This window comes from Pseudomonas sp. W2Jun17 (assembly GCF_023127795.1).
Classification (GTDB): Bacteria; Pseudomonadota; Gammaproteobacteria; order Pseudomonadales; family Pseudomonadaceae; genus Aquipseudomonas; species Aquipseudomonas synxantha_A.
Genome location: NZ_SPKO01000014.1, coordinates 95812 through 118432, shown reverse-complemented (window position 1 = coordinate 118432; position 22621 = coordinate 95812). Strand labels below are relative to the sequence as shown.

At 58.9% G+C, this 22621-nt stretch carries 20 protein-coding genes; 12 read left to right on the top strand and 8 right to left on the bottom strand.

Going from position 1 to position 22621, the window contains the following annotated elements; all coding sequences use genetic code 11:
- The first annotated feature begins 337 nt into the window (after nt 1-337).
- Genes E4O98_RS10775 through E4O98_RS10760 form a run of 4 tightly spaced genes read left to right on the top strand, consistent with a single transcriptional unit; the run spans nt 338 to nt 4955 of the window.
- A complete protein-coding gene (locus E4O98_RS10775) occupies nt 338-1045 on the top strand; it encodes an ABC transporter ATP-binding protein (RefSeq protein ID WP_148853516.1) in 708 nt (235 codons plus the stop codon).
- On the top strand, nt 1042-2241 hold the full coding sequence (locus E4O98_RS10770) for an ABC transporter permease (RefSeq protein WP_248134955.1): 1200 nt from the start codon (nt 1042-1044) through the stop codon (nt 2239-2241). The genes E4O98_RS10775 and E4O98_RS10770 overlap by 4 nt, the downstream gene beginning before the upstream one ends.
- Nucleotides 2234-3712, top strand: coding sequence for a TolC family protein (locus tag E4O98_RS10765; RefSeq protein ID WP_223018492.1), 1479 nt, complete (start codon nt 2234-2236; stop codon nt 3710-3712). The genes E4O98_RS10770 and E4O98_RS10765 overlap by 8 nt, the downstream gene beginning before the upstream one ends.
- Nucleotides 3702-4955, top strand: a complete 1254-nt coding sequence (locus tag E4O98_RS10760; protein WP_248134954.1) for an HlyD family efflux transporter periplasmic adaptor subunit — start codon at nt 3702-3704, stop codon at nt 4953-4955. Before E4O98_RS10765 ends, E4O98_RS10760 begins: the two co-directional genes overlap by 11 nt.
- Before the next feature lie 168 nt (nt 4956-5123).
- Here the strand turns inward: E4O98_RS10760 and E4O98_RS10755 are convergent, their stop codons facing one another.
- The gene (locus tag E4O98_RS10755; protein ID WP_032880601.1) at nt 5124-6518 is read right to left on the bottom strand and encodes an FAD/NAD(P)-binding protein; all 1395 of its coding nucleotides are present in this window, start codon (nt 6516-6518) and stop codon (nt 5124-5126) included.
- Between the two features lie 22 nt (nt 6519-6540).
- A complete protein-coding gene (locus E4O98_RS10750; protein ID WP_032880600.1) occupies nt 6541-7104 on the bottom strand; it encodes an XRE family transcriptional regulator in 564 nt (187 codons plus the stop codon).
- A 92-nt stretch (nt 7105-7196) separates the two neighbouring features.
- Here E4O98_RS10750 and E4O98_RS10745 point away from each other — a divergent pair, with 92 nt between their 5' ends.
- From E4O98_RS10745 to E4O98_RS10710, 8 genes are all read left to right on the top strand, one after another.
- Nucleotides 7197-8126, top strand: coding sequence for a DMT family transporter (locus E4O98_RS10745; protein ID WP_103734484.1), 930 nt, complete (start codon nt 7197-7199; stop codon nt 8124-8126).
- Nucleotides 8127-8330: 204 nt separating this feature from the next.
- Nucleotides 8331-11252, top strand: coding sequence for a monovalent cation/H+ antiporter subunit A (locus E4O98_RS10740; protein WP_078821677.1), 2922 nt, complete (start codon nt 8331-8333; stop codon nt 11250-11252).
- Complete coding sequence (locus tag E4O98_RS10735) at nt 11252-11596, top strand: Na+/H+ antiporter subunit C (protein WP_005789164.1); 345 nt, start codon at nt 11252-11254, stop codon at nt 11594-11596. The genes E4O98_RS10740 and E4O98_RS10735 overlap by 1 nt, the downstream gene beginning before the upstream one ends.
- A complete protein-coding gene (locus tag E4O98_RS10730; protein WP_032880595.1) occupies nt 11593-13275 on the top strand; it encodes a monovalent cation/H+ antiporter subunit D in 1683 nt (560 codons plus the stop codon). Before E4O98_RS10735 ends, E4O98_RS10730 begins: the two co-directional genes overlap by 4 nt.
- Entirely contained in the window at nt 13272-13760 is a 489-nt protein-coding gene (locus E4O98_RS10725; protein ID WP_032880593.1) for a Na+/H+ antiporter subunit E, read from the top strand. Before E4O98_RS10730 ends, E4O98_RS10725 begins: the two co-directional genes overlap by 4 nt.
- On the top strand, nt 13757-14035 hold the full coding sequence (locus E4O98_RS10720) for a K+/H+ antiporter subunit F (RefSeq protein WP_032880591.1): 279 nt from the start codon (nt 13757-13759) through the stop codon (nt 14033-14035). The genes E4O98_RS10725 and E4O98_RS10720 overlap by 4 nt, the downstream gene beginning before the upstream one ends.
- Complete coding sequence (locus tag E4O98_RS10715; protein ID WP_005789173.1) at nt 14032-14370, top strand: Na+/H+ antiporter subunit G; 339 nt, start codon at nt 14032-14034, stop codon at nt 14368-14370. The genes E4O98_RS10720 and E4O98_RS10715 overlap by 4 nt, the downstream gene beginning before the upstream one ends.
- A gap of 575 nt (nt 14371-14945) precedes the next feature.
- Nucleotides 14946-15272 carry a DUF6124 family protein gene (locus E4O98_RS10710; RefSeq protein WP_248134952.1) on the top strand — a complete coding sequence of 109 codons (327 nt, stop codon included), beginning with the start codon at nt 14946-14948 and terminating at the stop codon, nt 15270-15272.
- A gap of 134 nt (nt 15273-15406) precedes the next feature.
- Here the strand turns inward: E4O98_RS10710 and E4O98_RS10705 are convergent, their stop codons facing one another.
- From E4O98_RS10705 to E4O98_RS10680, 6 genes are all read right to left on the bottom strand, one after another.
- Nucleotides 15407-17125, bottom strand: coding sequence for an ADP-ribosylglycohydrolase family protein (locus tag E4O98_RS10705; RefSeq protein WP_282445107.1), 1719 nt, complete (start codon nt 17123-17125; stop codon nt 15407-15409).
- Nucleotides 17122-17784, bottom strand: a complete 663-nt coding sequence (locus E4O98_RS10700; RefSeq protein WP_248134950.1) for a DarT ssDNA thymidine ADP-ribosyltransferase family protein — start codon at nt 17782-17784, stop codon at nt 17122-17124. The genes E4O98_RS10705 and E4O98_RS10700 overlap by 4 nt, the downstream gene beginning before the upstream one ends.
- Nucleotides 17781-18767, bottom strand: coding sequence for a 3'-5' exonuclease (locus E4O98_RS10695; RefSeq protein ID WP_248134949.1), 987 nt, complete (start codon nt 18765-18767; stop codon nt 17781-17783). The genes E4O98_RS10700 and E4O98_RS10695 overlap by 4 nt, the downstream gene beginning before the upstream one ends.
- 53 nt (nt 18768-18820) lie before the next feature.
- Nucleotides 18821-19183, bottom strand: a complete 363-nt coding sequence (locus E4O98_RS10690) for a hypothetical protein (protein WP_248134947.1) — start codon at nt 19181-19183, stop codon at nt 18821-18823.
- Between the two features lie 319 nt (nt 19184-19502).
- A complete protein-coding gene (gene cysS / locus E4O98_RS10685) occupies nt 19503-20885 on the bottom strand; it encodes a cysteine--tRNA ligase (RefSeq protein WP_148853521.1) in 1383 nt (460 codons plus the stop codon).
- Between the two features lie 19 nt (nt 20886-20904).
- Nucleotides 20905-22605, bottom strand: a complete 1701-nt coding sequence (locus E4O98_RS10680; protein ID WP_005789177.1) for a glutamine--tRNA ligase/YqeY domain fusion protein — start codon at nt 22603-22605, stop codon at nt 20905-20907.
- Nucleotides 22606-22621 lie beyond the last annotated feature (16 nt).

The following is a 22621-nucleotide window of genomic DNA, read 5'->3' as shown; positions in this document are numbered from 1 at the left end:
TATTGTTTTAAAAAATAATTTGATTTTTTATACCGGGGCGGCCCGGCGAAAGCAAGTAGTGACACTCCGCCATATCACTAAAAGCCTGTATAACCGGGCTATCGAGACCTATTGAAAGGATTTCTACCGGTCCGAAACCTGCATTCGGCAGAACGTTTCAAAGGGTAAAACCGCTCTACATCCATGGCTGGCGAAGCAGATTGAACGCAGGTACTATTCAAACAATATTTTAAAAACAAGAAATAAAACCAGTCCGTGACGCGTACAGGCAGCTCCCGAACTTGTTACAAGGATTTTCCGGGGGCACGGCAGTACCGTCGTGACTGCAGGCGTAGTCATGATGACAGACACCCCCACGCAACCCGGCTTGATCTCCCTGCAAGGCATCGGCAAGCGTTATCAGCTCGCCGGGCAGGAGCTGAGCATTCTCAATGACGTGTGCCTGTCCATCGCTCGCGGTGACAGCTGCGGCATCCTCGGTGCCTCCGGTTCCGGCAAAAGCACCCTGCTCAACATTCTCGGCCTGCTGGACCTGCCCAACTGCGGCCAGTACCACTTTGCCGGTCACGATATTTTCAATGCCACGCCCGACGAACTGGCCGCGATCCGCAACCAGCAGATCGGTTTTGTGTTCCAGAGCTTCAACCTGCTGCCCCGCCTGAGCGCCCTGGACAACGTCGCGCTGCCCTTGAGTTATCGCGGCGTATCGCGGCATGAATCGGTGGAACAGGCCCAGCGTATGCTCGATCAAGTCGGCCTGGCCGAGCGCGCCCACCATCGCCCGGCCGACCTCTCCGGCGGGCAGCGTCAGCGCGTCGCCATTGCCCGCGCACTGGTCGGCAAACCCTCGGTGATCCTCGCCGACGAACCCACCGGCAACCTCGACAGCGCCACCGCACAGGAAATCATGGACCTGCTGCTGGCCCTCAACCGCGAGCAACAGGTCACGCTGATCATCGTCACCCACGACGCCCACATTGCCGAGCGCCTGGAGCGCAAGATCCTGGTGCGCAACGGTGTAGTACACGAGGCCGGGCGCCTATGAGCCTGCGGGTCGAGCAGAGCCTCAGCCAACTGCTGCATGAAGCCTTGATCAGCCTGCGCACCCTGGGCAAACGTTCGATCCTGGCGCTGCTGGGCATTGTGATCGGCAGCTCCTCGGTAGTGGCGCTGATCAATATCGGCCACAACGCGGCAGTGGATGCCGCGATGATCTTCAAGGACATGGGCACCGATACCCTCATCGCCCAGTTCCCGCCCAAGGGCAGCAGCAATGTGCCGATGCGTACCCAACTCGACCTCGACGCCATACGCCTGGCCGTACCGGGCATTGCCCATATCGGCGCGCTCAGCCTGTTCAGCGGGCCCATCGTGTTTCATGGGCGCACCACCAATGCCAACCTGGTCGGCAGCACGCCGGGTATACAGGCCGCCATGCGCCTGGCCGTGCGCGAGGGGCGCTTCCTGTCGGCCTTCGACGCCAGCGAAACTTTCGCTGTGATTGGTGACCCACTTGCCCAGGCCCTCAGTGCGCCGGGCGACCCACTGCAACTGGGCGACCGCGTGCGCATCAACGACTACCTGTTTCTGATCGTGGGCATCCTGCACGACCAGCCCCGGGCCATGCTGATGCCAGTGCAGGCCAACGAGTCGTTGTTTATTCCGGCCGAAGGTATGCGCCGCATCTATGCCACCCCGCAGATCAGCAATGTGATCATCCGTGCGGCGCCAGGGCAGGACATGGAGCGTATCGCGAGGGACGCCACCGCTGCGCTGCAACCCCAACTCAGCGACCACGACGTCAATATCACGGTGCCCCAGCAGATGATCGACGGCATGACGCGCCAAAGTCGCACCTTCGCCTACCTGCTGTTGGCCCTTGGCGCGATTTCCCTGGTGGGCGGCGGTGTCGGGGTGATGAACGTGATGCTGATGAATGTCTCGGAGCGCCGCCGCGAGATCGGCATACGCATGGCCCTGGGCGCACGCCAGCGCGATATCCGCAACCTGTTCCTGCTCGAAGCCGTCACGCTCACCGCCGTGGGTGCGCTGTGCGGTGCGGTGCTGGGCATGACCGCCGCCTGGCTGTATGCGTGGCTGTCGGGCTGGGCATTTGCCCTGGCGGTGGCCGCCCTGCCCCTGGGGGTGGGCAGTACGTTACTGGTAGGTTTGTTCTTTGGCATCTACCCGGCGGTCTCGGCCTCGCGGTTACAGCCGGTGGAGGCCCTGCGCGATGAATAAGTGCGGGCTGCTCCTTCTGCTGATCAGCCTGCCGGGCATGACTGCCGAGATGGTTATCAACCCTTCGGCGCCCAGCAGTACCCGCAGCGGTTACGAGCGCGGCGTGTCGCTGAATGCCCAGGCCACCACCATGACCCTGGGTGACGCGGTGTACCTGGGCCTGCGCAACAACCCGGCGATACGTAGCGCCTACCTGCAACGGGTGGCGCAGAAGTTTGACCTGCGTGTCGCCGAGGACGTGTTCAACCCCAAGCTGACCCTCAACAGTAACTACCGTACCTCCCGTGGCTCCCAGGACAACGTGCGCAACGCCAATCTGGCGCCGACCAGCAGCCTGCTCGGCGAATACGGCACGCGCTTGAGCATGGCCTGGACCCAGCAGTTGAACAACGCCAACCGCGCCGGCCGTTACCGCAGCGACGGGCTCGACCTGGCCATCATCCAACCGCTGATGCGCGGCGCCGGCTGGGACGCCACCACCGCGCCGCTGCGCCTTTCGCGCCTGGCCGAGCAGGCCAACCGCCTGAACCTCAAGGCCACTGTGGCGCAAACCATCAGCCAGATCATCGCCACCTACCGCGAACTGCTGCGTGCCCAGGAACAACTGGTGATCGTGCAGGACGCGCTCAAGCGCTCCAACACCTTGCTGGACGTGAACAAGGCACTGATCAGCGCCGGGCGCATGGCCGAGTTCGAGATCGTGCAAACCGAAGCCGACATCGCCACCCAGCAGTTGGGCGTGGAAGAAGCTCGCAATCAACTGGACACCAGCCGCCTGGCCTTGCTGCGCCTGCTGGCGCTGGACCTGTCGACACCAGTGCGCGCCACCGAAGCCCTGGAGGCCAACCCCATGGAAATTGACCAACGCCAAGCCTTCAACCTGGCGCAAAACCAGCAACCGGAATACCTCGCCGCCCTGCTCGGTAGCCAACAGGCCGACCTCAACCTGGTGATCGCCAAGGACTCCGGGCGCTGGCAAGTGGACCTGGTCGCCGGCGCCAACCAGGTGCGCGCCGCCACCGACAACAACAACGGCCATGACAATAACCGTACCTGGGACAGCTACGCCGGGGTGCAGGTGCAGATCCCCATTGGCGACATCAGCACGCGCCAGGCCGAAGTACGTGCGCGAGTGAACGTCGAGGACCAGGAAATCCGCATTACCGATGCGCGCCAGGAGCTGGAGCGCAACGTCAACAACGTGGTGCGTGACCTCGGCACCCGCTGGCGCCAATATGAAATTTCCAAGCGTGCCGTGGAGTTGTCACGGCGCAAGATCGAAATCGAACGGGAAAAACTCAGTGCCGGACGCTCCACCAACTTCCAGGTGTTGAGCTTCGAAACCGACCTTCGCAACGCCGAAAATGCCCAGCTCAACGCGCTGATCGCTTATTTGAACGCCCAGACTCAACTCGACCTGACCCTGGGCATGACGCTGGAAAGTTGGGAAATCGCCCTCAATGACTACTAATCAAAAACGCTTGCTCGCCGTTGCCCTAATCGTGTTGTTAGCCGGCGCGGCCATCGGTCTGCTCAGCCAGCGCAGCGGTGCCGAGCAGGCCAGCACCGCCGAGCAGTGGCTGGAGGTAAAACCCGACCCGCTGGTGCACCAGATCGGCCTGGTGGGCAAGATCGAGCCCGACACTACCGTCACCCTGACGGCGCCGTTCGACGGCAACGTGTTGGCCAACCTGGTCGAACAAGGCCAGCGCGTCGAGGCCGGCCAGGTGCTGTTGCGCATGGACCCGGCGACTCTTGAAGTGCAACTGCGCGATGCCCTCTCCGCCCAGCTCAAGGCCCGGCGCACTGTGCAGGAAATGCAGGACTGGGACAGCAGCCCCGCCGTCAGCCGCGCTCGTCGTAGTTTACGCACCGCCGAAATGACCGCCGGCAATACCCAGCGCAAACTTACCGAGAGTGAAAACCTGTTCAAACGCGGCATCATTCCGCGCAACGAACTGGACGATCTCAAGCAGCAAACCCAACAGCAGCAACTCGACCTGGCAGCGGCACGCAGCGAACTGCAACAGGCCCAGGACCAAGGCAGAGGCGAATACCGACAGATTGCCGAAATGGAGCTGACCAATGCCACGGTGAAATACGAAGCCTTGCAAAAACTCCTTGAAGGCAAGGAGGTCAAGGCACCGTTCTCCGGCATCGTAGTGCCCGCGCCCGGCAGCAGCAACACCGCCCAAGGGGGTGGCAACAACAACGCGCCGGTGCAGGCCGGCAGCAAGGTCAGCCAGGGCCAAGTGCTGTTTGGCCTGGCCAATATCGAGCGGCTGAAAATCGTCGCCAAGGTCTCCGAGCTGGACATCAACCAGTTGCACCAGGGCCAGGCGGTGGAAGTAATGGGCGATGGCTTCGACGGCGAACGGCTGACCGGCTCGGTCAGCGTGGTCAGTGGCTTGGCCATCGCCAGCGACAACCAGGGCAGCGCACAATTTCCGGTGACCCTGTCGATCCCCGCGCTGACGCCGCAGCAGTTGCAACGGGTGCGTCTGGGCATGAGTGCGCGGTTGACGATTGTCACTTATAACAATGACCAGGCGATCGTGATTCCCAGCCAGGCGATCCAGGCGGACATGACGGTGGAGTATCGGGCGGCGATGGATAAACCGGTGCAGCGGGTGAAAGTGACCACTGGGCAATCGACGCCCCAGGGCGTTGAGGTATTCGGACTCAAGCCAGGCTTTGTGAAAACCTCAAGATAAGCGCAGATCAACCTGTGGGAGGGGGCTTGCTCCCGATAGCAGTGCATCAGCCACAAATGTATTTACTGACACGCCCTCATCGGGAGCAAGCCCCCTCCCACATTTGATTTTCGTTGCTTTGAGCATTGACGTTCACTTCGCGGATCAGGGCTTGCTCACCTCCCCCATTTAGATCTGTGTGAGCTTGGTTGCCAGTGCCTTGGCCTGGAGCGCCACATCCGTCACCGCCGTACTCTCCCACCACATGCCCCGCAACGGCGGCCCCATGGCAAACAGTCGCTGGCTGGCATGGCCCTGGGCATCCAGCACCGCGCCGGCTGCATCCGCCGCAATCCCCAACGCCAAAGGCCCAGGCCGGATCAACCCACGCTTGAGCAGTTGTTGCGGCAATGGCCGGGCGACACGACGCCAGTCGTACTCGATGCCGCTGGAGTTGATCAGCGCCGCTCCCGAAACCTGTGTGACCTCCTGCCCGCCACGATAGCGCACCGCAATGGCAACGCCCTCATCCGACGGCACCAAACCCTTGAACGACGCTGCGCGAATCCGCAGCCGCTCTTCTGCCTGCAAGCGCGTCACCAACTGCGCACTCAACGGTGGCGAGCGGTGGTGATGGCTTTCCCACCACGGCCGCACATGTCGCACGAACTGGCGCTTCTGAGGCTCACTGGCCTGACTCCACAAGCGTGCGATGTGCCCGCGCACGGTGTCCAACGGCGCCTGCCAGTCGATGCCTTGCGCCAGCGCGAACTGACATTGGCGTCGCACCTCACGCAGCAATTGCCGAGGGCTGCGCAGGTTGTAATCGGCGGCCAGGAAGTCATCCCAACTTGGCGGCTGTCTGCGCACATGGGGCAACAGGCCGTGGCGCGAAAAGATCTCGATGGGACCGCGATGCCCGGCCTGTTCCAGCGACACCACAGCATCGACCATGGTCAACCCGGAGCCGATGATCAGTACCGTTGATTGCGGGTCGAGTTGGGTCATCGCTTGCACGTCCCATGGGTCCATGGCTGCGGCGTTCAAACCGCTGGACTCGGTTAGGGGCGTGCGCGCTGCCGGGAACATGCCGGTGGCCAATACCGCAAAAGTGCCACGCAGTTGCTCCCCATTATCGAGGGTCAACAGCGTGGAGGCTGCGTCGACTTGCAGGTCCACCCCTTCGGCGCGGATATGCTCGACGGTCGACGTAGACAACGCCTTGGCCTCGGCCAAGCGCTGTTGCGCGTACAGTCCAAAAATCCCGCGTGGCGGGAACAGTTCGCTGATGGGCACATGCTGCTGATCCGACTCCGGCCAACCACCGCCAGCGATGTAGTCGGTGAGCCATTGGGTCAGGTCGTCGGGGTTGTCCGGATCGACGCTCATGCGCGCCGCGTTGCCGTTCAAGGTATGACCCAGCTCGACCGCGCTATAGGCCTCGCCCCGCCCCAGCTCAGCACGCGGCTCAATCACCAGGATGCGCCGCGTGCCCGGCAGGCGCAGCAGTTGCACGGCCAGCATCGTACCGCTCAGGCCGCCGCCGATGATCAGTACATCGGCAACGCGGGTGGATTCACTCATGCCAGTTCGCCCTTATTGTTGCTCAAATCACCACATTTCGAACAAACCGTACCGCCGCGTTCCCATCATTGCGATAAGCATGGGGCTGGTGGCTGGCGAACATAAAGAACTCTCCAGCCTCGATGACATTTTCCTGATCACCTATCACCAGCGTCAGGCTGCCCTCGAACACGAACAGTTGTTCGCTCCACCCTTCCAAATCAGGGTCCGGGCAATAACGATCACCGGGTTCAAGCCGCCACTCCCACAATTCGACTTCACGCCGTGCCGTGGCCTTGGCCAGCAGCACCGCCTTACTGCCGACAATCTCGCCCGCCCAGGCCAGCTCGTTGATACGGCTGTGGTCCCGCACATCCGGCGCCTGAATCAGATCACTGAACGCCACGTCCAACGCTTCAGCCACACGATCCAAAGTGGACAAGCTGACGTTCTTCTCCCCCGCTTCAATCGCCACCAGCATGCGCCGGCTGACCCCGGACTTTTCCGAGAGCGCGGTCTGGCTCAGGTCGGCGGCATGGCGCAGGCGACGGACGTTCTGGCTGACGTGCTGCAGGACCGAGGCCCGTTGCGGATTTTCTTTGTGCACTATATTGCTCAATAGGTGGGTGTGCGCAGTATACTGCCCAGCGTGCGGCGCATTGTGCGGTCCGTGCCTTTCCCTTGCAAGACCGAGCCGCCATGACAGCCCCGACCTCCCCTTCGCGATTCAACCGCTTCAGCAAAGCCGAATGCATCCTGGTGGTGATCACCATGATCTGGGGCGGCACCTTCTTGCTGGTGCAACATGCCATGACCGTCAGCGGGCCGATGTTTTTTGTGGGGCTGCGCTTCGCGGCGGCGACAATTGTGGTGGGGTTCTTTTCCTTGCGCACCCTGCGCGACCTGACCCTGTTCGAATTGAAGGCCGGGGTGTTTATCGGGGTGGCGATCATGTTTGGCTACGGTTTGCAGACGATTGGCTTGCAGACCATCCTGAGCAGCCAGTCGGCGTTTATCACCGCGTTGTATGTACCGTTCGTGCCGCTGTTGCAGTGGCTGGTGCTGGGCCGTCGCCCCGGGTTGATGCCCAGCATCGGCATCATGCTGGCGTTTGCCGGGTTGATGCTGTTGACTGGCCCGGCGGGGGCTTCACTGAACTTCAGCCCAGGTGAAATCGCTACGCTGATCGGTGCCGTGGCAATAGCGGCCGAGATCATCTTGATCAGCGCATTTGCCGGCCAGGTGGATATTCGCCGGGTAACCGTGGTGCAACTGGCCACCGCTTCGGTGCTGTCGTTCATGATGGTGGTGCCCATGGGCGAGGCGTTGCCGGGCTTTTCTTGGCTGTTGCTGTTCAGCGCCGTGGGCCTGGGCTTGACCAGTGCGGTGATCCAGGTCGCGATGAATTGGGCGCAGCAGAGTGTGTCACCAACACGGGCGACCTTGATCTATGCCGGCGAGCCGGTGTGGGCAGGCGTGGTCGGACGAATTGCCGGGGAGCGCTTCCCGCCGATTGCAATGGTTGGGGCCGTGTTGATTGTGGTGGCGGTGATTGTGAGTGAGATGAAAACGAAGGGGCAGAAGGCAGTTGAACTCGCAGATGCCTTGGAACAGGAGCGTCAGGGATAACCTGCAAACCCTGTGGTGCCCGCTCTATCGTCCTCGCGGGCAAGCCCGGCTCCCACAGGGGTCGGCGTTTCAATTCAAGGGTTTTGAACCAGTGCTGAATGAGAGGTTTCGGCCTACCTTGTAGGATCCTGCCACATCTTGCCGTTTGGTGATCGTGAAAGCGGCACGTATGATGCATCCCAAACTCCCGCAGATTAGAAGCCTATGTCCCTGATAGTTCTACTGCTTCTGCCATTCATTGGCAGCTGTCTGGCGGCCTTGCTGCCGCACAACGCACGTAATACCGAATCCCTGCTGGCCGGCCTGGTGGCATTGGTCGGCACTATTCAAGTCGCACTGCTCTACCCCCAGATCGCCCATGGTGGCGTCATACGCGAAGAATTCCTGTGGTTGCCCAGTCTTGGGCTGAACTTCGTGTTGCGCATGGACGGGTTTGCCTGGCTGTTCTCGATGCTGGTGCTCGGCATCGGCACGCTGGTGTCGTTGTATGCGCGTTATTACATGTCGCCGGACGATCCGGTGCCGCGCTTCTTTGCGTTCTTCCTCGCGTTCATGGGCGCCATGCTTGGCCTGGTGATTTCCGGCAACCTGATTCAGATCGTGTTCTTCTGGGAACTGACCAGCCTGTTCTCGTTCCTGCTGATCGGCTATTGGCACCACCGCGCCGATGCGCGGCGTGGTGCGTACATGGCGCTGATGGTCACTGGCGCCGGCGGCTTGTGCCTACTGGCCGGGGTGATGCTGCTGGGGCATATCGTCGGCAGCTATGACCTGGACCAGGTGCTGGCGGCGGGCGACCAGATTCGCGCGCACTCGCTGTACCCGGTCATGCTGGCCCTGGTGCTGATCGGCGCCTTGAGCAAAAGCGCGCAGTTCCCCTTCCACTTCTGGCTGCCCCATGCCATGGCGGCACCGACGCCTGTTTCGGCGTATCTGCATTCGGCGACGATGGTGAAGGCCGGCGTGTTCCTGCTGGCCCGCCTGTGGCCGTCGCTGTCCGGTAGCGAAGAATGGTTCTGGATCGTCGGCGGTGCCGGCGCCCTCACCCTCCTCCTCGGCGCTTACTGCGCCATGTTCCAAAACGATCTCAAGGGCCTGCTGGCCTACTCCACCATCAGCCACCTCGGGCTGATCACCCTGCTGCTGGGCCTCAACAGCCCGCTGGCCGCGGTCGCCGCAGTGTTCCATATCCTCAACCACGCCACTTTCAAGGCCTCGCTGTTCATGGCGGCGGGCATCATCGACCACGAAAGCGGCACGCGGGATATCCGCAAGCTCAGTGGCCTGGTGCGGTTGATCCCGTTTACCGCGACCCTGGCCATGGTAGCCAGCGCCTCCATGGCCGGTGTGCCGTTGCTCAATGGCTTCCTGTCCAAAGAGATGTTCTTTGCCGAAACCGTATTCATCTCGTCGACCCAATGGGTGGAAATCGCCCTGCCGGTGATTGCGACCATCGCCGGTACGTTCAGCGTGGCCTACGCCCTGCGCTTTACCGTGGATGTGTTCTTCGGCCCACCGGCTACCGACTTGCCGCACACGCCTCACGAGCCACCGCGCTGGATGCGTGCGCCGGTGGAATTGCTGGTGTTCACCTGCCTGCTGGTGGGGATTTTCCCGGCCCAGGTGGTCGGCTCGATCCTTGCCGCTGCGGCGTTGCCCGTGGTCGGTGGTGTGCTGCCCGAGTACAGCCTGGCGATCTGGCACGGCTGGAACGCGCCAATGATCATGAGCCTGGTGGCAATGACCGGCGGCGTGGTGCTGTACCTGATGCTGCGCAAGCAACTCAAGCGTGGCCGCTTCGAATACCCGCCGCTGATCGGCTATTTCAACGGCAAGCGTGGCTTCGAGCGCTGCCTGGTGGTGATGATGCGCGGTGTGCGCAGGATCGAAAAACGCATCAGCACCAAGCGCCTGCAAACCCAATTGTTCCTGCTGGTGATCGTCGCGGTGATCGGGGCCATGATCCCCATGATCAACAGTGGCCTCACCTGGGGCGACCGGCCGAAGATTGCGGGCTCCATCGTGTTCGTCACCCTGTGGTTGCTGGCGATTGCCTGCGCGCTGGGCGCCGCCTGGCAAGCCAAGTATCACCGGTTGGCGGCCCTGACCATGGTCAGCGTGTGCGGCCTGATGACGTGCGTGACCTTCGTGTGGTTCTCGGCGCCGGACCTGGCCCTGACCCAATTGGTGGTGGAAGTGGTGACCACCGTGCTGATCCTGCTCGGCCTGCGCTGGCTGCCACGGCGTATCGAGGAGGTTTGGCCATTACCCAACACCTTGCGCAAGGCGCGCATTCGCCGGGTGCGCGACTTGTTGCTGTCCACTGTAGTGGGCGGCGGCATGGCGCTGTTGTCCTACGCGATGCTGACCCGCCAGACACCCAACGATATCTCCTCGTTCTACTTGAGCCGCGCCCTGCCCGAAGGCGGCGGCAGCAATGTGGTGAACGTGATGCTCGTGGACTTCCGGGGCTTCGATACGCTGGGCGAAATCACCGTGCTGGGTGCCGTGGCCTTGACCGTATATGCCTTGCTGCGACGCTTCCGCCCGTCCAAGGAAAGCATGGAGTTGCCGGCGCAACAGCGCCAATTGGCACCGGACGTGGCCACCGACCTGGTCAACCCGCGCCAGGCCAGTGACACCGCGCTGGGCTTTATGATGGTGCCGGCGGTGCTGGTGCGCCTGCTGTTGCCGATTGCGCTGGTGGTGTCGTTCTACCTGTTCCTGCGCGGTCACAACCAACCAGGCGGCGGGTTTGTCGCCGGGCTGGTGATGTCGGTAGCGTTTATCCTGCAATACATGGTGGCGGGCACCCAATGGGTCGAAGCGCAGATGAGCCTGCGGCCCATGCGCTGGATGGGCTTCGGCCTGCTGTCGGCGACCTTGACCGGCCTTGGCGCGCTGTTCGCCGGATACCCGTTCCTGACCACCCATACCTGGCATTTCCACGTGCCACTGCTCGGCGATATCCATATCGCCAGTGCGTTGTTCTTCGACATTGGCGTGTACGCCATGGTCGTGGGCTCGACGCTGCTGATGCTGACCGCCCTCGGCCACCAATCTGTGCGAGCACATAAACCGAGCAACCAGCCCAAAGTCGTTGCTGCAACCGAAGGAGCCGCCTGATGGAAGAAGTCATCGCAATTGCCATTGGGGTCCTGGCGGCCTCCGGCGTCTGGCTGGTGCTGCGGCCACGGACATTCCAGGTGGTGATGGGCCTGTGCCTGTTGTCGTACGGGGTCAATCTGTTCATTTTCAGCATGGGCAGCCTGTTTATCGGCAAGGAACCGATCATCAAGGACGGCGTGCCCCAAGACCTGCTCAACTACACCGACCCCCTGCCCCAGGCCCTGGTACTTACAGCCATCGTGATCAGCTTCGCCATGACCGCGTTGTTCCTGGTGGTGCTGCTGGCATCCCGGGGCCTGACCGGCACTGACCATGTGGATGGCCGGGAGCCGAAGGAATGAATTGGGTCAATCAACTGATCGTTGCGCCGATTCTGCTGCCGTTGTTCACGGCGGCGCTGATGCTGATGCTCGGCGAGAAACGCCGGCCGCTGAAGGCCAAAATCAATCTGGTCTCCAGCTTGATCGGCCTGGGCGTGGCCGTCCTGTTGCTGTACTGGACACAAAAAGGCGGGCCCGGCTCGATCGGCGTGTACCTGCCGGGTAACTGGCAAGTACCGTTCGGCATCGTGTTGGTGGTGGACCAGCTCTCGGCGCTGATGCTGGTGCTCACCGGGGTTATCGGCGTAAGCGCATTGCTCTTCGCCATGGCCCGCTGGGACCGTGCGGGCACTAGCTTCCATGCGCTGTTCCAGATCCAGCTGATGGGTCTGTACGGCGCATTTCTCACCGCGGACTTGTTCAACTTGTTCGTGTTCTTCGAGGTGCTGCTGGCGGCGTCCTACGGCCTGATGCTGCATGGTTCGGGTCGTGCTCGGGTGTCGTCCGGCCTGCATTACATTGCGATCAACCTGCTGGCGTCGTCGCTGTTCCTGATTGGTGCGGCGATGATCTACGGCGTCACCGGCACGCTGAATTTCGCTGACCTGGCACTGAAAATCCCACTGGTGCCGGAGGCTGATCGCGGCCTGCTGCACGCTGGCGCAGCGATCCTGGCGACCGCGTTTCTGGCCAAGGCCGGCATGTGGCCGCTGAACTTCTGGCTGGCGCCCGCCTACTCCTCGGCCAGTGCGCCGGTGGCGGCGATGTTTGCGATCATGACCAAGGTTGGCGTGTACACCGTGCTGCGCCTGTGGACCCTGCTGTTTTCCGGCCAGGCCGGCGCTTCGGCGCTGTTTGGCGGCGACTGGCTGGTGTATGGCGGCATGGCGACCATCGTCTGCGCGGCGCTGGCGATGGTGGCGGCGCAACGCCTGGAGCGCATGGCGAGCCTGAGCATTCTGGTCTCGGCCGGGATCCTGCTGTCGGCGGTAGGGTTTGCCCAGCCAAGCCTGACCGCTGGGGCATTGTTCTATCTGGTCAGCTCCACCCTGGCATTGAGTGCGCTGTTCCTGCTGGCTGAATTGATCGAGCGTTCGCGCTCGGCCAACGACCTGCCGCTTGATGAAGAGATTGATGCGCTGCCCAAGGCCATGGAGTCGCTGCATCCGCGTCCGGGTGTGAACCTGGACGATGAGCAGAAAGCCGTGGTCGGCCAGGTCATCCCCTGGACCATGGCCTTTCTCGGCTTGAGCTTTATCGCCTGCGCGCTGCTGATTATCGGCATGCCGCCATTGTCGGGGTTCATCGGCAAGCTCAGCCTGTTGAGTGCGCTGATCAACCCACTGGGCCTGGGCAACGCCGTGGACGAATCGATCCGTCCTGCAGCCTGGGGCCTGGTGGCGCTGCTGATTCTGTCCGGCCTGGCGTCGCTGATCGCCTTCGCCCGCCTTGGCATCCAGCGCTTCTGGACCCCGGAAGAGCGCCCATCACCGCTGTTGCGACGCTACGAGTGCGTGCCGATCTTCGTGCTGCTGGGCTTGAGCATCGCCTTGACGTTCAAGGCCGAACCCTTGATGCGCTACACCCTGGCCACCGCCAAGAGCCTGAACAACCCGGAAAGCTATGTGATGGCGGTAATGGCCACACGTCCGGTGCCGAGCCCTGAAGCCAAGGCCGCCGCGCTGGAGGTGCAACCATGAAGCGCCTGTTTCCTGCACCCTGGTTGTCGCTGGCCCTGTGGGTGTTGTGGCTGCTGCTGAACCTGTCGATCAGCCCCGGCAACCTGCTGCTGGGCGCGCTGCTGGGCTTTCTCGCGCCTTTGCTGATGGCGCCGCTGCGCCCGCAGCCGATCAGCCTGCGTCGCCCTGGCGTGATCCTGCGCCTGTTCCTGTTGGTGGGCCGCGACGTGATCGTCTCCAACCTGCAAGTGGCGTGGGGTGTACTGACCTGCGGCACACGCCCGCCGCGCTCGCGCTTCATCAAGATCCCCCTGGACCTGCACAGCCCCAACGGCCTTGCCGCGCTGTCGATGATCACCACGGTGATCCCCGGCACCATTTGGTCGGAACTGGCGCTGGACCGTAGCATCTTGCTGCTGCACGTATTCGACCTTGACGATGAAGCCCAGTTTATCCAGCACTTCAAAGCCACCTACGAGCGGCCCCTGATGGAGATCTTCGAATGAGCGCCCTGCTCTCCAATGCGATCCTGGCCAGCCTGTTCCTGTTCTCGCTGGCGATGGTGCTGACCCTGATCCGCCTGTTCAAAGGCCCGTCCGCCCAGGACCGAGTCCTGGCGCTGGACTACCTGTACATCCTGGCCATGCTGATGATGCTGGTGCTCGGTATTCGCTATGCCAGTGATACCTACTTTGAAGCGGCGCTGTTGATTGCGCTGTTCGGCTTCGTCGGCTCGTTTGCCCTGGCGAAATTCCTGCTGCGTGGGGAGGTGATTGAATGATGCCGTTATGGGTTGAAGTGATAGTGGGGGTGCTGCTGGTGCTCAGCAGTGTGTTTGCGTTGATTGGCGCGATTGGCTTGCTGCGGATGAAGGAGTTTTTCCAACGCATGCACCCGCCGGCACTCGCCTCGACATTGGGCGCATGGTGCGTGGCATTGGCGTCGATTATCTATTTTTCGGTGCTCAAGTCCGGGCCGGTGTTGCACGGGTGGCTGATCCCGATTCTGCTGTCGATCACCGTGCCGGTGACTACCCTGCTGCTGGCGCGCACGGCGTTGTTCCGCAAGCGCATGGCCGGTGACGATGTGCCGGCTGAAGTCAGCAGCCGCCGCTGATTCATCAGGCGAACGCATTAAAAATGTGGGAGCTGGCTTGCCTGCGATAGCGGTTTATCAGTTACAGCGTCATTGACTGAAACTCCGCTATCGCAGGCAAGCCAGCTCCCACATTTGGTTTGGCGCCAGGCAATCGAGCGGATACCCGCCGCCCATTGCGCCAGCTCAGCATCATCCCGCTACGCACCACACAGGGAAGCGACCGGTCGATCAGCAAAGCGGTTCTTGGTGGTAACCATTACCTCAGCTGGTACCTGATCCATCTAGGCATTGACGTCCAGCCGGAAATTTCCGACAGCGTTTTAGGGTTGCCCCTAGGAAGATGCCCGCCTAATCTTCGGCGGTCGCTGCAAATTCAGCGACCGGGTTTCGCAGCTCGGTTAAACTCTAGACGCACAGCGTCCACCTCAAGATAGCGGGCGCTTTTTTATGCCTGATGTTATGGCGGCTGTGCGCGGGATACCTTCGGGTATGCCGGGTGCCTAGAGTCCCGGTCTGCGAACCTGCGTACAGCTGCCACCCCAATATCGTTTCGCAGCGATGGGTGGTGACTCCAATACTCTAGGAGCTTCGCCATGATTAAAGACAGTCCTAATCCACCTTCAGATTCAATCACGCTTCACACTGCTGCTCATCGAGCAATCAACCACTATCTGAACCCGTCTGAGAAACCAGAGCCGTCTGCTGAGGGCCATGGCTTGTTCACCGTGCGCGAAGGACTAGACGTCGAGACGCTGCTGGTCAACGCATCGGAGGATCTTGCATCGGTTCAAGCGCTGGCAAGTCATCTGGCTTTTGAGATTGATGGCGCCCCTCGTAGCGAGGCATTGGCAATTTGTAGATTGCTGGAGGGAATCGTACTGCTAGTGGATACCGCTCACCAGCAGTACGAAACAAATTAGTGGAGTAAAGTAAGAATGAAAGGGGGGTATCAATACTTTAAAAGTAGGTACGCCCCAACCTAGATGGACCAGTAAAAACTCTCTGCCGCCCATCCTCATCCATATGCAAAATCCACACTTACCTCCATCACAACTTATCTACGTCTACGTTGTCTTGTTAACTTGGCTTTTGCGACTATTGATGCAAATGCAACAGCAGACTCAACGGACTGCGTGGAATCTATATACTCATTCAGCAATCGGCCAAAAATTCGATCATCAAAACCTGAATAAATTACCTCATCAGTGAGTATGTCGAGTCGATCGCGGCTATCAAGGGGTGCCTCCTTAGATTGGGCAAAATCCTGAACTGTCTTGTCTGACACATCCGAAACCTCAAATGGTAGCTCCACTTGAGGTTTTGAAGGAAAATCATTCCCTTGCGCCGGAGCTGACTCATTCAACCTTGGCGCGCGTCGAATTTCTGGCAATTGCGCTTTCATCATCTCGGCTTTCAATTCCGCTCTGCGTTTTGCAAGAATTGTTTGACCAAACGGTAACCTGCACCATTGCCAGATAGAATCACCAACTTGATATTCAACCCCTTCAACCGCAAGCTCCCCTAACCCAGCGATAGCTATTCCTCCTCCGATGATACCAATGGAAGCAGCTTGACTACTTGGGGGATTCCATCGTCCGAGGTCTGGATATACAAAGCTGCTTTCTTGGCGCCCTAAAGAAATGGCGGCTAATCTCCTAGCCTCTGTAGTAATGTAATCAATATCCTGTATTGGCCATCTAGGCGGCTCTAACGCAGCTGCTCCCAGAATCGCACCAGCCATCGTCGCTATAGTATCAGTATCGCTATCCAACTCATTTGCAGAGTTCACTAAGGCCGTTTCAATAGAGCTCTTACGGTACAAATAAGCAAGAACAGAAGCAGCCAATGCAGTTTTAATCCCTGACCCTCGATACTCTGGGGTCAGACAACCCAGTTTAGAAAGAATCTGGTGATATCCCTTTGCGCCCTCAATTAAAATCAACTCAGATATTAATTCGACATCCCGAAGAGCTTCATCTTTTACACGCACTAGGGCATCTTCCAAAGACCCCCCCGTTTTACTCTCCCACGCTGAGCGCCAAAACGCTGCTAACTGAGAGTCACGACTAATTAAGGTAGGCAGCTCGATAAACTTATCAATATAACGCTGCCAGACCCCAGGCCCTGGAACCTCACCATTTTTCAGCACATCATTAAGGGTTAATGCATGAAAAACCGAACCACAAAATCCATGGGGATGCCCATGAGTAACAAGGGAATCTCGAAGCACATTAAGTAAAAGGTCATCGATACTCCCTTTCGATGCCCATACGTGGGGTTGAATACGCATTGCGGCACCATTCCCTCCACCGGTTACATACTTCTGAGTGCCGCGTTCGTAAAAGTTTGAGAACCAATTAACGCCCCGACGAGAGAGATTTATCGCAGCTGCTTTTGTCCCAAGTCCGCCACCAAGCGCATAGGTTGGCCAGACAGTAACCTCAATTTTTGCGAACGCCTCAACATCGAAAGACCCATTTCCTCGAATGGAACGTGACACAGCCAAGCGCAATTGCGTATCGTCAGAATACGTCCCAGCGGGAAGGTCAACTCTTGGGCCGTTGCGCCCGCCTATCATACGCCTCCATTTGACGGGCTCACTGACCTTGGTCTTGCCCACCCGCTGCTTAACGCCCGCCTCACCCCTTGCAAGCTCTGTCATCCAGCCAAGAGCGTCCCCCGCTGCAGCCCATAGGGCAGAGTTTACGACGGCCCTTTCCCTCTGCTCTATAGAGACGGTCCCGGGGTAGCTTACAGATTGCTCAGTATTCAATTTGGCTGTCCTTCAAACTTCTGGGGTGATATCAACACGTCTACACCACGGAGGCCGAACTCACGCAGCCATCCTTTGGCGATATCATGACAATTTTCGTCTTGGACGTATATGCGACGCAGGTACTCCGTGGAAATTTGCCCAAGATATAGCACCTCCGCCTGCTCACATGTAGGTAAAAACGATAGCCGCTGTAGGCGGTGAGCCTTCCAGCTCGGAGCTTTCCGCGGGATAGAAGGTTCAAAAAGGTCATTGAATCCTAGCAAGCCCGACTTTCGAACACAAAGATCGTACGAGTTATTTGTAGTGGCAAACACAACATCATCATGACTCATTATAATTGGATCGAACGCTAAGATACCCCACCATATATCCGCGTCTATATGCCACCTTTGCGAAACGAGAAAATAACGTCGATTTATTTCAGAGATTGATAGATTTACATAGTCAAGCCAATTATGACTTTTATCAAAAAACGCCCTCGCTTCCGGCCTATCCGCAGCATTCACATGCAGGGTATGCTGCAGATAATCAGCCAGAGGAAGCCGGTGACGAGACAGCAACGCTCCTGTGGCAAGAGTTCCAACTATTCCCCGATTAGTTGTGAAGTGCAATACCTCGACAATACCACGACTCCTCACCTCATCAGAAATAGTCATAAGACCTCCTGACTGAAAGTACCGGGCGAAAAAAACCTAACTAAGTGCGACGCTTCTTCCGGCTTATATCCTATGACAACAGTCTTTCGAGCCCTAGCAACCGCCACAGCAAAAAGTCGGCGCAACACAAGCACCTGATCATCAAACTCCTCTTCAGCAAAATGAGTATTTTCTTCGTTAAATCCAATTATAAACACGTAGTCAAACTCAAGACCTTTTGCAGAATGAAATGTTGACAGCGCCACGTTTTCCGGACCGTCAGGCCATTCTCTTTCACGGGTAATATCTACATAGCCAATATCATATTGATCTAGCGTAGCTTTAATTTGATCAAACCATTTTCCCGCCTGAGGCTTGAGAAAAGCCACCGACTCCTCATTCAGATTGACATATTTTTTTATATATTTAGCCGCCCACTCTGCCTGACTCGAATACTTTCCAAGAATCACCTTCGGCAATTCCCCATGCACAGACGCAGCATTCAAATTGGGTAGAGCCCCATCTCCATCAATGCCGACACCATTCAAAATACCAGCCGCAAATGCAGCTATCTCAACAGTATTCCTGTGGTTAGTATAAAGAGAATGTATCCTCTCTGGCCGAACATCAAAGCCCGCCTCTGACCAAGTAAATCCCCGCGCATATATTCTCTGTACGGTATCAATGACAAATGTAATTGTATGATCACGAGCAAGATGATGCCTTATCGCACGTAACTGGTTCGCGGAGAAGTCCTGACTTTCATCTACCACAACAACATCATAACCTATTGACTCAATATCTCGAGCCATAGAAACTGACAGCCCATTCCAATCCGTCAAACCCTGCTCATCTAACCAACCAAGATATGGATAAACAACCTCATCCAAAATTCGACGCCTGAGGTTTCTGTCAACACGAGGCAGAACACCACGCCCCGTCCGCTCGGAGGTAATATAACTCTCGAGTTTTTCAGGCTCAAAACGCCCTAAGAGGTAATCCACTTCCTTCAGGATATATTCTGGAGCTAGAGCGTCTAGACTCGCCGCAAAATGGACTAATGCATCTTGAGCTTTTTTTGCTGAACCACTTTGGCACCTAGACTAGAAATAGCCCAGCGGCTAAAAGTATCAATTTCCAAGCATATATTAAGTCCCTTTTCTACTTGGTACTCCGCTAGAGTGCTGATATATCCTGCAAGGGTTCGATTGAACGTCAGCACAAGGACTTTCACCGGCTCAGGTATATCCTTCCGCTCATGCCGTTCAGCAAACATATAACAAAGTGACCTGAGCCTTAATAAGGCTGTGGAAGTTTTCCCACTACCTGCAGCACCACAGATAACCTCGACGCCGAACCTATTTTGGCTGATCAGAGGAAGCTGTTCAGGAGTAGCCTTCACCAGTGGAAGCGTCTTCATTTTTGTACAAAGTCCATTTTAAATTGAGCTCAGATACCGGCAGACTATGATTCAGTCGGCGAGAGATACCAATTGGCCACTACTTTTAGCTATTTTTAATCCTAGTCGTCAACCTGTATCGCTCCGCGCATAGGAGATTCGCCTCCTTGCGAGTAATTCCTCGCAAGGTAATCACGAAAAAACGTCCTCTCTCAGCCACTCATAACTTCATGATTCTTAAAAATTCACCGGTTAATGTGTTTAGACTCCTGACTAATAAAAACGCCCCGAACCAGTCGGGGCGTTTTTTATTCAGCATGCAGCATGCAGCTTTCAACGGTCAATCAGCCAACCGCCACGTCGTCCCACCCTTCCCGTCTTCCAACACCACACCCATCGCGGTCAGTTGGTCACGGATACGGTCGGATTCCGCCCAGTCCTTGTTAGCCCGAGCAGCCAGACGCGCCTGAATCAACGCATCCACCTGCGCCGCATCCACACGCCCTTCAGCGCCGGCCTGCAGGAAGTCATCGGCTTCCATCTGCAACACACCCAGTACGCTGGCCAGTTCTTTGAGGCGCGCCGCCAGGCCCGCTGCCGCGTCGAGATCAGTCTCACGCAAGCGGTTGATCTCACGCACCATCTCGAACAGCACCGCGCAGGCTTCCGGCGTGCCGAAGTCGTCGTTCATGACTTCGGTAAAGCGTGCCACGAACGTTTCGCCACCAGCAGGTGCCACCGCTGGCAAGCCTTTCAACGCGTGGTAGAAACGCTCCAGGGCGCCCTTGGCGTCCTTGAGGTTGTCTTCCGAGTAGTTGATGGCGCTGCGGTAGTGGCTGGACACCAGCAGGTAACGCACCACTTCCGGGTGGTACTTTTCCAGCACGTCGCGGATGGTGAAGAAGTTGTTCAAGGACTTGGACATCTTCTCGCCATTGATGCGGATCATGCCGCAGTGCATCCAGGCGTTGGCGTAGGTCTTGCCAGTGGCGGCTTCGCTCTGGGCGATTTCGTTTTCGTGGTGCGGGAACTCCAGGTCGCTGCCGCCGCCATGAATATCGAAGGTCTCGCCCAGGCAGCAGGTGGACATTACCGAGCATTCGATGTGCCAGCCCGGACGCCCAGGGCCCCACGGCGATTCCCAGCTTGGCTCGCCGGGCTTGGTCCCTTTCCACAGTACGAAGTCGAGCGGGTCCTGCTTGGCTTCGTCGACTTCGATGCGCGCGCCGATGCGCAGGTCTTCGATCTTCTTGCGCGAGAGCTTGCCGTAGCCCATGAACTTGGCGACGCGGTAGTACACGTCACCATTGCCTGGGGCGTAGGCGTAACCCTTGTCGATCAGGGTCTGGATCATCGTGTGCATGCCAGGGATGTGGTCCGTGGCACGCGGTTCCATGTCCGGCTTGAGGATGTTGAGGCGCGCCTCGTCCTCGTGCATGGCAGCGATCATGCGCTCGGTCAGCGCGTCGAACGACTCGCCGTTTTCGTTGGCGCGGTTGATGATCTTGTCGTCGATGTCAGTGATGTTGCGCACATAGGTCAAGTCATAGCCGCTGAAACGCAACCAGCGGGTCACCAGGTCGAAGGCAACCATGCTGCGGCCGTGGCCGATGTGGCAGTAGTCGTACACGGTCATGCCGCACACGTACATGCGCACCTTGTTGCCATCCAGGGGCTTGAAGACTTCTTTGGTCTTGCTGAGTGTGTTGTAGATCGTTAGCACGACAGTTCCTTAAACAGAATCACTGGCCCCACGAATCTCGCAAGGTCACGGTACGGTTGAATACCGGAGCACCAGGTTTGGAGTCCTTGATATCTGCGCAGAAGTAACCTTCGCGCTCGAACTGGAAACGGTCTTCCGGCTGTGCGTCGCCAAGCGATGGCTCGGCACGACAACCAGTGAGCACTTGCAGGGAGTCAGGGTTGATGTTGTCGAGGAAACTCGCGCTGTCTTCGGCCTTCTCGGGGTTCGGCGAGCGGAACAGACGATCGTACAGGCGCACTTCGCATTCGATGCTGGCAGCGGCTGGCACCCAGTGGACCACACCCTTGACCTTGCGGCCTTCAGGGTTCTTGCCCAGGGTGTCCGGATCGTACGAGCAGCGCAGTTCGACGATGTTGCCATCGGCGTCCTTGATCGCTTCGTCCGCACGGATCACGTAGCTGCCGCGCAGGCGCACTTCGCCGTTCGGCTCCAGGCGCTTGTAGCCCTTGGGCGGCTCTTCCATGAAGTCGTCGCGGTCGATGTAGATTTCGCGGGCGAATGGCAATTTGCGCACGCCCAGCTCTTCCTTCTGCGGATGACGCGGCAGTTCGAGGTTCTCGACCTGGCCTTCCGGGTAGTTGGTGATCACTACCTTCAACGGCCGCAGCACGCACATGGCGCGGGGGGCGTTGGCGTCGAGGTCCTGGCGGATGCTGAATTCCAGCATCCCGAAGTCGACCACACCGTCGGAACGGTTGGTGCCGACCATGTCGCAGAAGTTGCGGATCGACGCCGGGGTGTAGCCACGGCGACGGAAGCCCGACAGCGTGGACATGCGCGGGTCATCCCAGCCATGTACGTGCTTTTCATCCACCAGTTGCTTGAGCTTGCGCTTGCTGGTGATGGTGTAGTTCAGGTTCAGGCGGCTGAATTCGTACTGACGCGGGTGCGCCGGTACCGGCAGGCTGTCCAGGAACCACTCGTACAGTGGGCGATGGCTTTCGAACTCCAGGGTGCAGATGGAGTGGGTGATGCCTTCGATGGCGTCCGACTGACCGTGGGTGAAGTCGTAGTTGGGGTAGATGCACCACTTGTCACCGGTCTGGTGGTGGTGCGCATGGCGGATGCGGTACATGATCGGGTCGCGCAGGTTCATGTTCGGCGAGGCCATGTCGATCTTGGCACGCAGCACGCGGGCGCCGTCCGGGAACTCGCCGGCGCGCATACGGTTGAACCAGTCCAGGTTCTCTTCCACCGAACGGTCGCGGAACGGGCTGTTCTTGCCCGGCTCGGTCAGCGTGCCACGGTACTCCTTGGCCTGCTCCGGGGTCAGGTCGTCCACATAGGCCTTGCCGGCCTTGATCAGCTCGACAGCCCAGTCGAACAACTGGTCGAAATACTTGGAGGCATAGCGCACTTCACCGGACCATTCGAAGCCCAGCCATTTGATGTCGCTTTCAATGGCGTCGATGTATTCCTGGTCTTCCTTGGCCGGGTTGGTGTCGTCGAAACGCAGGTGCGTGACGCCACCGAACTCCTGGGCCAGGCCGAAGTTCACACAGATCGACTTGGCGTGACCGATGTGCAGGTAGCCGTTGGGCTCTGGCGGGAAGCGGGTGACGATCTGCGTATGCTTGCCCGAATCCAGGTCCGCCTGGATGATCGGGCGCAGGAAATTGACCGGGACGGCAGGTCCGGCCTTGGCATTCGAGGTAGGGTCGACAGTGGGCTTGCTCATAGGATCCTTGAACAGA